This is a genomic window from Bifidobacterium sp. UTBIF-68 (assembly GCF_006408855.1).
Lineage (GTDB): Bacteria > Actinomycetota > Actinomycetes > Actinomycetales > Bifidobacteriaceae > Bifidobacterium > Bifidobacterium reuteri.
In genome coordinates this window covers 55,514-68,460 of record NZ_JFAN01000015.1, presented here as the reverse complement: position 1 = coordinate 68,460, position 12,947 = coordinate 55,514, and the positions used below count along the sequence as shown (strand labels likewise).

General features: G+C 62.1%; 10 protein-coding genes. 7 read left to right on the top strand and 3 right to left on the bottom strand.

The window, feature by feature from the left end:
• Positions 1-43 precede the first annotated feature (43 nt).
• Complete coding sequence (locus tag BW14_RS12240; protein WP_258184910.1) at positions 44-934, bottom strand: MerR family transcriptional regulator; 891 nt, start codon at positions 932-934, stop codon at positions 44-46.
• A gap of 568 nt (positions 935-1,502) precedes the next feature.
• Between BW14_RS12240 and BW14_RS05265 the strand changes: the two genes are divergently transcribed.
• The gene (locus BW14_RS05265) at positions 1,503-2,054 is read left to right on the top strand and encodes a YbaK/EbsC family protein (protein WP_044088654.1); all 552 of its coding nucleotides are present in this window, start codon (positions 1,503-1,505) and stop codon (positions 2,052-2,054) included.
• A gap of 20 nt (positions 2,055-2,074) precedes the next feature.
• Here the strand turns inward: BW14_RS05265 and BW14_RS05260 are convergent, their stop codons facing one another.
• Positions 2,075-2,407 carry a transcriptional regulator gene (locus BW14_RS05260; protein WP_044088652.1) on the bottom strand — a complete coding sequence of 111 codons (333 nt, stop codon included), beginning with the start codon at positions 2,405-2,407 and terminating at the stop codon, positions 2,075-2,077.
• Positions 2,397-2,993, bottom strand: a complete 597-nt coding sequence (locus BW14_RS05255; protein WP_044088651.1) for a hypothetical protein — start codon at positions 2,991-2,993, stop codon at positions 2,397-2,399. The genes BW14_RS05260 and BW14_RS05255 overlap by 11 nt, the downstream gene beginning before the upstream one ends.
• 494 nt (positions 2,994-3,487) lie before the next feature.
• Between BW14_RS05255 and BW14_RS05250 the strand changes: the two genes are divergently transcribed.
• The 6 genes from BW14_RS05250 (at position 3,488) to BW14_RS05225 (ending at position 12,698) form a co-directional block, all read left to right on the top strand.
• Entirely contained in the window at positions 3,488-4,342 is an 855-nt protein-coding gene (locus BW14_RS05250; protein WP_308810335.1) for an amino acid ABC transporter ATP-binding protein, read from the top strand.
• Positions 4,343-4,353: 11 nt separating this feature from the next.
• A complete protein-coding gene (locus BW14_RS05245; RefSeq protein WP_044088650.1) occupies positions 4,354-5,193 on the top strand; it encodes a glutamate ABC transporter substrate-binding protein in 840 nt (279 codons plus the stop codon).
• Positions 5,193-5,870: an amino acid ABC transporter permease gene (locus BW14_RS05240; RefSeq protein ID WP_044088649.1), complete on the top strand. Its 678-nt coding sequence runs from the start codon at positions 5,193-5,195 to the stop codon at positions 5,868-5,870. Before BW14_RS05245 ends, BW14_RS05240 begins: the two co-directional genes overlap by 1 nt.
• Before the next feature lie 4 nt (positions 5,871-5,874).
• Positions 5,875-7,074, top strand: coding sequence for an amino acid ABC transporter permease (locus BW14_RS05235; RefSeq protein WP_258184901.1), 1,200 nt, complete (start codon positions 5,875-5,877; stop codon positions 7,072-7,074).
• Positions 7,075-7,201: 127 nt separating this feature from the next.
• Positions 7,202-8,704 carry a phosphatase PAP2 family protein gene (locus BW14_RS05230; RefSeq protein WP_181161709.1) on the top strand — a complete coding sequence of 501 codons (1,503 nt, stop codon included), beginning with the start codon at positions 7,202-7,204 and terminating at the stop codon, positions 8,702-8,704.
• Positions 8,705-8,882: 178 nt separating this feature from the next.
• Positions 8,883-12,698: a 5'-nucleotidase C-terminal domain-containing protein gene (locus BW14_RS05225; RefSeq protein ID WP_258184900.1), complete on the top strand. Its 3,816-nt coding sequence runs from the start codon at positions 8,883-8,885 to the stop codon at positions 12,696-12,698.
• The last annotated feature ends 249 nt before the right edge of the window (positions 12,699-12,947 follow it).

Here is a 12,947-nt window from a genome sequence, read left to right as displayed (position 1 = left end):
AGATAACCTCACCGTGTAGGGAACTTCCCGTTATTGTTGAGCATCAACTATCCGCTGACGTATCCGCTGACGCTAAGCAGCTGTCTGTCGGTACATCATTCGTAAAACGTTCGGCGACATGCTGCGTGTGGATGCGGGTGGCCTCGTTGACGAAGTCTGCGCAGGCCTTGCTGCCGTAAAGCGCCGCACCGCATGGGTCGGCAAAACGTGGGTCGCCAGTCAACGCGGTGCGAATCGCGCCAAGCGTGGCCGACAACGGCATGGCCGGTAACGGCGAATCGGCATCGGGCATCGTGGTGTTCGCCGTTGCACCAGATGGTTGGTCGGCAGGCAGTGTCGTTCGCGCCGCCGCTTGGATGTTCCGGTTCATGATGCGTTCGGCCAGTTGTTGCGCCTCCGCCGAGTCCGGGGAGACACCAGTTTCGAACAGTTGCTCCCATTGCTTGGCGTCGGCGAGGATCGTCTCATGTGCATGGCGTTCGGCATCATTCTGCGCCCGTTCAACTCGTTTGCGTTGCTCTTCGGATAGTTCGCCCCATCGTTCCGCTGCGGCGATTCCATATCGAGCCAGTGCCGGATTGGACACGGTCTGGCGCATCTGGGGAATATCGCCGTTATCGTTGCACAGGTCAGACAGGTTGTGCAGCACTTGCAGCTTGTGTTGCATTGCTGCGATTTCGCGGTGCATATCCTCCGTCTTGGCATTGATTGCCTGTCGGACGTCGTGTGTCCCCGGCTGTACTATCGCGGCGATGTCCGCGACAGACAGTCCGGCATCGCGCAGCAGTATCACGAACTGGAGTCGGACCAAGGTCGGCCAGTCATACCATCGTTCGCCGCCGACAGAGGTCTCGGTTGGCCTGATCAAACCGGTCTCGTCGTAATAACGTAGCGTACGCGTCGTCACGCCGCTGACTAGAGCGGCCTGATTTATCGGCTATAGCTGATTCGTATCCGGCAGGTCACCCTCCACTTCGAACATACCGGCATTGATACAGGTCTCGTTGCTCGCCATATTGTCGTGCTCGCTCATGACCCATCTCCTTTGCAAGGAATCATCCGTTCCTGATTACGACGCGCAGTCTGCGTCGTTGCAAACAGCGTAGCCCTTTACGCAACGTCAACCGCAAGCCGCATCCTGCCGAGCCTCAAGCGCTGCTATGATTCCACTACCTGATGGGTAATCAACGGCAGGATATGCTCGTCGTCAAGGTCGGGCGCTCTCGTCGGCGCAGCGATACGGAACGGGTCATAGACAAAACGTATAGCCGCGCCGCCGCCGTCCTCGTCCAATGACGCTATGCTGGGCGGGCAAGACGGCAGGCGCTCGCCGACGGACGACCGTGTGAACGGTCACGTTCACGCTGGTGTCCGCGAACAACGCCGCAGGCATCGGGACCGTATGAAGAACGGTCTAATGATGACGACGTGCGCCCGCCGCGCACATGGCGGACAACGCATGACTGACGACGCATGACAGACGATTTAGGGGGATGAGGCATATGACGTTGGAGATTCTGGATTGGCATGACGGCGATCTGCTGGCCAAGCCGGTGTTCGACAAGCTCAACGAGCTGGTGGCGGCCGGCGTGCCGGGAAGCAAGATCCTTGGCGTGACCATCAATTCCGACGAGGAGTCGGACACCGATCTGTGGTGCCCGAAGTATGGCATCCCGTTCGAGATCACGGGCAACGTGGTCGTGGTCCACACGCACAAGACCCGCAAGGCCCCGCCGGAGTTCGCCGCGGCGTTCGTCACGGCGGATACGCGCGCCGACCTGAACGGCGTGGTCAAACACACGCTCGAGGTCTCCAAAGTGAGCTTCGCGCCCATCGACGCCGCTGTGGAGGCCACCGGCATGGAATCGGGCGGCATGTCGCCAATCGGTCTGCCGGACGGCTGGCCGCTGCTGGTGGACCAGCACATCCTCTCGATTCCGAAGCTGTATCTGGGCTCGGGCATTCGCCCGTCCAAGCTGGTGGTGGACGGCTCCATCTTCGCCGACATTCCCGGCGTGCAGTTCGTGCCCGCCCTTGGCAAGCCGCGCGGGTAGGCAGTGCGGTTTACCGAGGGTTAGACGTCGAGCAGGTCGCCGGCGGCGATGGCGCGAAGGGCGGCGAGGTGCGCGGTCATCGCAGCCCTGCCTTCGGGGGTGATGCTCGCCCAGACGACCATGTGCCGGTTCGATTCGCCCCGACGCTTGGTCAGGACCACGTAGCCACAGTCGGCGAGGGTCTTCAGATGCCGTGAGCACATCGCGTCGCTCAATCCGAGCGTTTCGCGGATTGCGGAGAACGGCATCTCCCTCATACCGGAGAGCAGTCCGCAGATGCGCAGCCGCATCGGTTCGTGGATGATCTCGTCGAAGCGGGGCTCGACGCTTCCGTGTGCGTGATCAGGCGTCATGGTTCCCGCTCCTCACGAGTTGGACGAAATAGCGGTCGTAACCGTATTCGCCGAACCAGCTGAGCACTCCCATTGCCAGGGCGATTACCGATGTCTGGTCCGGCAGCCAATGCAATCCCAGTCCTCCCAAGAGGATGGCGGCCAGTCCGAGGAAAGCGAGCGCATACATCGCTATTGCCATCACCCACATCGTCGCATTACGTGGGGCGATTACCCCTCCCAACGTGTCGAAGTCGGAGCCTATCTGACGCTTGCGCCAGTCGTTCACCTGGAATCCGACGTATGTGGCCACCGCAAGGAGAATCCATGCCATTGTGCCGGATGCGGGGAACAGCATGGTGGCCCGGTCGGTGTGGAAGCCTATGTCGGACAAGAGGTCGAGCATGATGTCGTTGAGTGCGAGGCACATGATGATGCCGAGCAGACCGTTGAGCGCGTAGTACCATTGCGGTGCCATGATGCGGTCGGCGTTGACTTCGCGGTCCTGCTGCAATTGGGTCAGCAGGTCTGCTGCTGCGGTACGGTCGACGGTGGTCGGGGCAAGTGCAGCGTCCGAAGTCGGGACGTGGGGCTTGGGGGTGCTCATGATGGTCTCCGTCCGTGAGTCGGTTGGTGTTGATCGGATGAGTTGTGTGTTGATTCATGGCCTTGACAATGTTGTCTCGGCGGCGGGAAGAGCTTCTCGGTGAGGTGGTGGACGAACTGTCTCTTTTACTTGTGTGCAAGTAAAGTATAACTCTTTACTGCGAGTAAAGCAAGTTCTCCGCGTCGGCTGAGCGCCGCACGCCGATATCGTATATTCAAGGCGGTCGAGATTCGCTGGGATGGTCTGGATTCGCTGGGATGGTCGAGATTCGCTGGGATGGTGGATTCGCTGCGGGCAACCGGGAGACTGAATAGGGTCGATTGGAAGGGAGTAGCTGGGCTGGGCAGAATCGATTGGACGGAGCGATGTAGCCGGCAGGGGATGATGCGGTCGGCCGGCTGAGAGACCGAAGAAGCTGACGCAATTCAAGGTGTGGCCGGCATGTGGACGTGATGTGAACGCGCAGGAAACAGAGCTGTGCTATTCTCCCCTTCATGTCTGAAACGAACAATGAAGCAGTGCGTTCGCGCACGACACACGAACAACGGTCATTGCAGGACGCCTCGTCCGAGCGCAAGCTCGCCCCGCTCGTACCTGCTGCCGAGGACCCGAACCGTGCACTGGTCGAGCTCACCCATGTCGAGAAGCACTTCGGCGACCTGCATGTCCTCAAGGACATCAACCTGAGGGTCACCAAAGGCGAGGTGCTCGTCGTGGTCGGCCCATCCGGCTCCGGCAAGTCCACGATGTGCCGCACCATCAACCGTCTCGAGACCATCGACTCCGGCGACATCCGCATCGACGGCAAGCCCCTGCCTCAGGAAGGCAAGGAACTGGCGAATCTTCGCGCCGAAGTGGGCATGGTGTTCCAGTCGTTCAACCTCTTCGCCAACAAGACCATCCTCGACAACGTGACGCTCGCCCCCATCAAGGTGCGGCACATGCCCAAGAAAGAGGCCGAGGACCTGGCCATGGACCTGCTCGCCCGCGTGGGCGTGGACTCGCAGGCCGCCAAGATGCCCTCCCAGCTTTCCGGAGGCCAGCAGCAGCGCGTGGCCATCGCCCGCGCACTCGCCATGCGCCCGAAGGTCATGCTGTTCGACGAGCCGACTTCGGCGCTCGACCCGGAAATGGTCAACGAGGTGCTGGACGTGATGGTCGAGCTCGCGCACGAGGGCATGACCATGATCTGCGTGACCCATGAGATGGGCTTCGCCCGCAAGGCCGCCGACCGCATCGTATTCATGGCCAATGGTCAGATTCTCGAAGAGAACACGCCGGAAGAGTTCTTCGAGCATCCGAAGACCGAACGCGCCAAGGACTTCCTCTCGAAGATTCTGACCCACTGAGAGGTGCGCGCATGACTTTCAGCATTCGATTCAAACGCACGGCGGCGCGCGTCATAGCCGCCGCATGCGCGCTGGCATGCACCATGTCTTTGGCTGCATGCGGCGCGGATGAGACCGGCAAGATCCGCATCGGCATCAAATTCGACCAGCCGGGCCTCGGCTTCAAGAAGTCGGGCACCTATGTGGGCTTCGACGTGGACGTGGCCAAATACATCGCCAAGAAGCTCGGTTACTCTGAGGACGAGATCGTCTGGAAGGAGGCTCCGTCCAAGCAGCGCGAGGCGATGCTCCAGAACGGCGACGTGGACATGATCCTCGCCTCTTACTCCATCACGGACGAGCGCAAGAAGGCTGTATCCTTCGCCGGACCGTATTTCGTGGCCGGGCAGGATCTGCTGGTGCGCAAGGACGACCAGTCCATCAACGGTCCCGAAGACCTCAATGGCAAACGCCTGTGCTCGGTGACGGGTTCGACTTCCGCAGCCACCGTCAAGGAGAAGTTCGCCTCCGAGGTCCAGCTCATGGAACAGCCTGGATACGCCGAATGCGCCACCGCATTGTTCTCGGGCATCGTGGACGCCGTGACCACCGACGACATCATTCTCGCCGGACTCGCCTCCGCCTCACGAGGCAAGCTCAGGGTGGTCGGCAAGCCGTTCACTCAGGAATACTATGGCGTGGGCATCAAGAAGGGCGACACCAAGCTGGCCGTCAAAATCAACAACGCCATCGTCGATATGATTCAGGACGGCTCCTGGGAGAACGCGGTCAGCGACAACACCAAGGGCACCGACTACACGCCTGACGTGCGGTACAACCCGCCCACGCCGAACGAGGGGGAGGACGCCTGATGAACGGATTCCTGCAACTGTTTAGCCAGTATGATGTCCTGGGCGCTTTCCTGGTGAACATAGAACTGACCCTGTGGAGCGCCCTGTTTTCGATGATCCTCGGTGTGATCCTCGTCGTGATGCGCATTTCGCCGATCTCATCCCTCAGGGTCGTGGCCGGCGCGTATGTGGAGCTGTTCAAGAACCTGCCGCTGACCATCATCATGGTGTTCATGGTGCTTGGCGCCTACGCGCAGCTCAAACTCAGCTTCTCCGACACATTCGCCACCAACTTCTTCTGGCTCGCCGTGACCGGCCTGAGCCTGTACACGGCGGCATTCGTTTGCGAATCGCTGCGTTCGGGCATCAACACCGTGCCGATTGGCCAGGCCGAGGCGGCGCGTGCGCTGGGATTGGGCTTCATGCAGTCCGCCACCGAGATCATTCTGCCGCAGGCGTTCCGCGGTTCGGTGGCACCGCTCGGCAACACGCTGATTGCACTGCTCAAGAACTCCACCGTGGCCGCAGCGGCATCGGTCTCCACCGAAACCTCGTCGTTGATGAGCCAGATGATTGAATTCCGCCCGGATGTGATCATCCAGATCTTCCTGATCTTCGCCTTCGGATATGTGATTCTCATCATCCCGATCGGCATGCTCACCACATACCTGTCCAACAAGCTCGCCGTGAGGAGGTGACACCATGGCTGATACTTCGAATTCCGTATTGTTCGACGCCCCCGGTCCGAAGGGCCGTCGCACCATCCGCATCGCCAACTGGGTGGCCGGCATCGTATTCGCCGTGGTGCTGGTCCTGATACTCATGCGGCTGCACAATCCGCCGGACGGCGAGAACCAGCTCAGCTGGGAGCTGTGGAAGCCGGCGCTCGAGCGCGAGGCCTGGACCGACTTCTACCTGCCGGGCCTGTGGATGACCGTCAAAGCCACCGTGCTGGCCGTGGTCGGCGCTGTGGCGTTCGGCCTCGTGTTCGGCGTGGGCCGTCTGCTGCCGAACACGCTGCTGCGCGGCATATCCGCAATCATTGTGGAGTTCTGCCGCGCCGTACCGGTGCTGCTGCTCATGATCTTCTTCTGGCGTTGGTTCGCCTTCGCTGGTTTGCCCGACCCCTCCTACTGGGCGGTCGTGCTGGCTCTGGTGCTGTACAACGGGTCGGTGGTCGCCGAGCTGGTGCGCTCCGGCGTGGGCAACCTGCCGGGCGGCCAGCGGGAGGCGTCGCTGGCATTGGGCCTGACCGAAACGCAATCGTTGGTGCAGATCGAGGTGCCGCAGGCGGTCTACGCCATGCTGCCGGCCGCCGTCACCCAGCTGGTGGTGGTGTTGAAGGACACCGCCTTGGGGTCGATCATCATGTACACCGACCTGTTGCAGGAATCCCGTCGACTCGGCTCGATGTACTTCAATATCCTGCAGACGTTGGTCATGGCTGCGGTGATCTACTTCATCGCCTGCTGGCTGCTGTCCAGACTCGCCGAATGGCTGCCCGAGCGCATGCAGCAGCGCACCGCCGCCCCGGCCGAGCCTGAGCCGTTGGCGCCTATAGCCGCCGGCGACGCCTCCAATGTAAACCAGATCGCCGTGGCCAAGGAGGTCGAGGAGCTGCCGTTCGGCGGCGCCCCGCGCAAGTATCACGTGCACCATCGTGGAACCAACGCCTCGATTCGCAATTGGCGCAGGACGCGGTATGAGCAGGGTTATGACGTCGAGCATCCGGAAACCGAGGAACAGCACGATCGCGGTACCGGCAAGCCCGGTACGCCCCAAGCGCCCGATCCCAAGCTCTCGTCAAGGGAGCATGAGCATTCCGATCACGGCACGGTGTTCAAGCGTGGCGACAATATCGGGGGAGGGCGCACGAGCCTCGGTGCGAAGCCGAAAATCTGAGCCGTTGGACACGTCGTGTCGATCGTCTGGGAACCTTAGTCGGCGCTAGTGCGGCACAAAGAGTTCACCGAGTGTTCTATCGGCTCCACGGCTACGTAGCTGAACGGGGGATAGGTTGGAGCATATGATGTTGCGCAACCTATCCTCCGTTTTCGCTATCGCCGTATGTTTGCCTCTGGCCTTGGCCGCGGTACCTGCGACCGCCCAGGCCGACCAACTGCCCAACCCTGATTGGGTGTCGCTTTTGTCCGACTACGAAAAGGACTATTGGCAGGCACCGGTGGACTCTGAACACGGCGGCAAGGTCCTTGATGCCGCCGCCATGAAGCTGGACGAGGACCTGGCGGTGCAGATCAACCATCTGGGATCGGAAAACCTGGATGACAACGGGCTGAATGATCAGCGCAAACGCGCGCTCATCGATTCCGACCTGATCGGCGAGGAGACCATGCCCGACTCCCTGGGGCCTGTGCTGGGCAAGTACATGAGCGAAGGCTTCGCACAAGGAAAGCTCAACAGGATCTCCGACCTGTTCAAATTCAACGTGGCCTCCACCTTCCAATCCAAACGTGCCGCCATGCATCCAAGGCCCTATCTGAACCGCTCACAAAGCACACTCGGCGGCACGAACGATCTCGCCGGACTTCCCGCCACACTCGACATCAAGCAGTCGCCCTCGTGGCTCGAGCATATCCCCGGATATTCGACGCTCCAGAAGAACAGCTCCTACCCATCCGGGCATACTACCACCGCATATTCATGGGGTATTGCGCTCGCCGGCATGATCCCCGAACTGGCGCCGCAGATCATGGCCCGCACCTCGGAAGCGGGCAACAACCGCATCGTGCTCGGCGTGCATTATCCGTTGGACATCATGGGCGGACGCATCGGGGCGTCGGCGCAGAACGGACAGTATTGGCATAACGAATTCGCCTCCGCCGTTGTGCCGGCGGCTCGACAGCTGCGCGACTATCTGACCGAACGGTGTCAGGCCGACCATCATGGGGATACGCTGGCCGACTGCATCGCCGATCTCAAGGCCAACGGTTCGGGCGGATATTCCAACGACTTCCTCGACCCGGTGGCCACCGAACCGGTCAGGGACCAGTCGTCCGCCGTGCGCGTCTACACCGCGCGCATGACCTACGGCTTCCCGCAGGACAAGGACGAGGCCGGCCGGGAGTTCACCGCGCCGCGCGGGGCCGCCGACGTGCTGCGACTCGCATACCCACAGTTGCATGCCGATCAGCGCAATGCGATCCTGAAGGCCACGGCTCTGGATTCGGGATATCCACTGTGGGAGTCCTCCGAAGGCTGGCAGCGCATCAACTGGGCCAAGGCCCTGTGTGCCCGCGTCACGCTTGACCGGAATGGTGATGTGACCAAGGTGGAGACCGCCGACCAGACGAAGCTGAGCGGCCCCACCGTGGTCAATGCGCAGTACGCCGACAACGGCGACCATCCGCAATCGGACATACAGGCCGGAGAGAACAGCGCGGCCCAGGCCGGTCCTGATTCCTCGGTGATTCACATGGTGCAGGTGCCGGCTCTGACTGCTGTGGCGGTAGGAACCGCAGCCGCCGCGCTCATCGGAGTGCTCCTGCATCTGCGGGGCCGCCGCCGGCAATAGACGCCACCAATAGATGCCACTGTGAGTTGGTCCAGAGTTCAATTTGCAGACACATCCCGTTCTTGTCGGTACTGTGACCGGTTCATATTTCCTCCATAGGCTTGGAGATTGACCATGATTGCTCAGCGGACGGCCCAATGCCGTCCGTACATGGGCCACCGAGGAAGGGGACAGGGCAGTGAACCAATACACTGACTTCAAGCGCGGCACGAATCGTGCTATCGCGCTTGTCGCATCAATCGCCACATTGGCGGGATTGGCAGGCATGACGCCTGCGGCATTCGCCGCGCCGACAAGCCAGCCGCCAGCTGCGACCGCGCCGGCGACCGCCGCCGAGACGGACTCCGACGACAACATCATCAAGGACGAAACCACGGCGCTGTATCTCAAGCGCATCGAAGTGGGCACCGACACCGTCACCATCGGATCGAAGAACACCGCAGTCGTGGACATTTCCGGCTACTCGATTCGTGATGACAAGGACTCCGCAGACCATACGTACACCATCGCCGATGGCACCAAGGTGCCGGCAGTCGGCGAAGCCACCTTCAACCTGGACCAGCTTGCGGGCATCGGTCTCGGCAAGGAAGACAAGGTCCGCGTCTATGACAAGACCGGCAAGCTGGTGCTGAGCTTCAGCTGGAACGGCGACGACAAGAACGCCGTCTACGTGGCCAACACGGATGCCGATGGCATGGTCAAGGAAGGCGAAACCACCAATCCCGACAATCCTGGCAGCGGTGACACTGAGAAGTTCACCGTCGATGCATGGCCCGGCCTTGCCGAGGTGACGGCCATTGACGGCACGGATGAGTTCGGCGCCGGCCAGGCCACCGGAGAGCACACCGACGGCAACCTGTCCGGACTGGTCTATGAGCCCGGTGCCGACGGACAGCCCGGCACGCTGTGGGCGGCCGACAACGACCTCAACCCGACCCTCGGCATCACCGGCCCCAAGGGTGCAGGCGCCATCAACAAGTTCGTCTACAAGGACGGCAAGTGGCAGCAGGATCCCGCCGACGGCTGGACGTTCGACAAGGACGGCAAGACCAAGGGCGGCAAGCAGCTGCACTTCAAGGACGGCAAGGGCGGAGTCGACTCCGAGGGCATCACGCTGATCAATGGAGACGCCTCCAAGGGCGTGTTCATCGGTGCCGAGCGCGACAACGAGAACAAGAACACCCCGCGTCCCTCCATCCTGCGCTACGACGTGAGCCAGCCGACCACCGACACCAACGGTGACGGCGCGCAGGACCTCACCGCCGTCAACGAATGGAACCTGACCTCCGCGCTGACCCGGTTCGATGTGCAGATGGGTAAGGACGACGCGAACCTCGGCATCGAGGGCGTGGCATTCATCCCGGACGCGACGCTGCTCGCCAACGGTTTCCAGTCGAACCTCGACCCGGACAACGTGCACGCGTACGACCCGACCGGCACCCGCAACGATTTCGGCGGCCTGTTCTTCGCCGCGCTGGAGAAGACGGGAGCGATCTACGCCTTCGCCCTTGCCACCGTGGACGGTCAGGACGTCGCCTACCCGGTCGCCCAGATTCCGCTGCCGGCCGCCGCCACCAACGCCGGCTACTCCGGACCGCGTGACCTGTTCTGGGATGCCGAGCATAACCAGCTCATCGCCGAGGGCGACAACACCATCGGCGCCGATGAGAAGGCCACCAAGGCGCTGATCGGTACTTACGAGTTCAAGGACGGCGCCCTCCAGCTCACCAAGCTGACCGACACCCCGGCTGAAATCGCCGCGCAGAACTCCGAGGGCTACGCCATCACTCCCGACGCCGAGGCGTCCAAGGTGGTGGACGGCAAGAGCTACAAGCCGGTCTTCTGGGCCGACGACGGCGTGACCGACGGCCACTCCCTGCGTCAGGGCTGGATCGAGACCGCAGCGCCGGCCTCCACCAAGACCACCATCAACCTGCTGAACTTCAACGACTTCCACGGCCGCATCGACAAGAACCTCACGGTTCCGTTCGCGGCGACCATCGAACAGCTGCGAGCCGAATACCCGAACAGCTCGCTGCTGCTCGCAGCCGGAGATAACATCGGCGCATCCCTGTTCAACTCCTCCGTGCAGCGTGACCAGCCCACCATCGACGTGCTCAACGCGCTCGGTGTGAAGGCCTCCGCCGTCGGCAACCACGAGTTCGATCAGGGTTACGACGACCTGACCGGTCGTGTGATGAATGGCACTGAAGGCAACAACAAAGCCCAGTGGGACTACCTCGGTGCCAACGTCTACAAGAAGGGCACCAAGACCCCGGCCCTGCCTGAGTACAGCATCCAGGACGTCGACGGCGTCAAGGTCGGCGTGATCGGTGCGGTCACCCAGGAGACCTCCACGCTGGTCTCGCCCGGCGGCATCAAGGACATCGACTTCGGCGATCCGGTCGAGGCTGTGAACCGCGTGGCCAAGCAGCTCACCGATGGCGATGAATCCAATGGCGAGGCCGACGTGATCGTGGCCGAATACCACGAGGGCGCCCCCGCCAACGAGGATGACGAAACCGGCAAGCCCACGCTCGACGAGCAGAAGGCCTCGAGCCCGGTGTTCAAGGAGATCGTCGACCAGACCGACCCGGCAGTCGATGTGATCTTCACCGCCCACACCCACATGAAGTACGATTACACCGATCCCGCCCACAACAACCGCCCGATCATCCAGACCGGCAGCTACGCGGCGAACGTCGGCCAGGTCGTGCTCGACTATGACAAGGCCAACGGCCAGGTCTCCTACGTCAAGTCCGACAACAACGCGGTGGACACCAGCAAGTCCGATGACGAGCTGGTCGCGTCCGGCGACGAGACGGTCAAGAAGGTCAAGGAAATCGTGGACGCGGCTCTTGAGGTCGCCGACAAGAAGGGCAACGAGAAGGTCGGCTCCATCGCCGCCGACATCACCACCGCATTCAAGGACGGCGCCCGTGACGACCGTGCATCCGAATCCACGATGGGCAACCTCGTGGCCGACTCGCTGCTCGAATCGCTGAAGTCCGCCGACCGTGGCGGTGCCGAAATCGGCGTCGTGAACCCCGGTGGCCTGCGCGCCGAGTTCTGCAAGACCGGCGACAACGAGAAGTGCACGCTCTCGGCTGATGGCTCTATCACCTACGCCCAGGCCAACGCCGTATTGCCGTTCCTCAACAATCTGTGGACCACCACCCTGACCGGCGCGCAGTTCAAGGAGGCTCTGGAACAGCAGTGGCAGCTCACCGCTGACGGCAAGGTGCCTTCACGCCCGTACCTGCAGCTTGGCCTGTCGCACAACGTGTCCTACACCTACGATCCGGAAGCCGTCCAAGGCCACCACATCACCTCGGTGACCGTCAACGGCAAGCCGCTCGACCTCAACAAGGAGTACCGTATCGGCTCCTTCAGCTTCCTGCTCCAGGGCGGCGACAACTTCCGTGCCTTCGCCCAGGGCAAGAACACCAAGGACACCGGTCTGGTCGACCGTGACGCATGGATCGACTACATCGGCAAGAACTCGCCGCTCAAGCCGCGTTACGACCGCCGTGCGGTGGCCGTGACCGGTGTGCCGACCAAGGCCGTCAAGGCCGGTGACTCGTTCACGCTGAACTTCTCCAAGCTCACGCTCACCTCTCTGGGTGTGCCGCAGGAGACCAAGCTGACCGCCACCATCGACGGCAAGACCGTGGGAGAAGCGCAGGTCAACAACGGCGACACCGCTTCGCTCAAGGTGACGGTTCCCGCCGACACCAAGGCCGGTGACCTGACCCTCACCGTGGTCGGCGCCACCAACGGCACCACGGCAAGTCTGCCGCTCGCCGTGGCAGCCGGTGAGGGCGGCAACCCGCAGCCCGGCAAGCCTCAGCCTGGCAAGCCGGTTGCGAAGCCGAACAAGAAACTGTCCGACACCGGTTCCTCCATCGCTCCGCTGGTCGCTGCGTTGGCGATCACTGCGGCCGGTGGCGTCACGGTGCTCGTCATCAAGCGCCGCGAAGCCTCGCGTCACTGAAGAACCCAGCCGGCCGAACCGTTATGACAGAGCACTATCATGCGGCATACATGACATGACGGCATGACGGTAAAAGCCGGATTAGCCTGCCATCGGCATCAGGGCGTCCGCCCACAATCCGCTCATAGGCGGGGCGTGGACGGACGCCCTGATTGTTGTGGGCGCTGAGTGTGGGCGCTGAGACGTGCACGTTGAGATGGCAGACTGCCAGTTGGGAAATCACATACAGGCATTACGGGCGGCTAGACT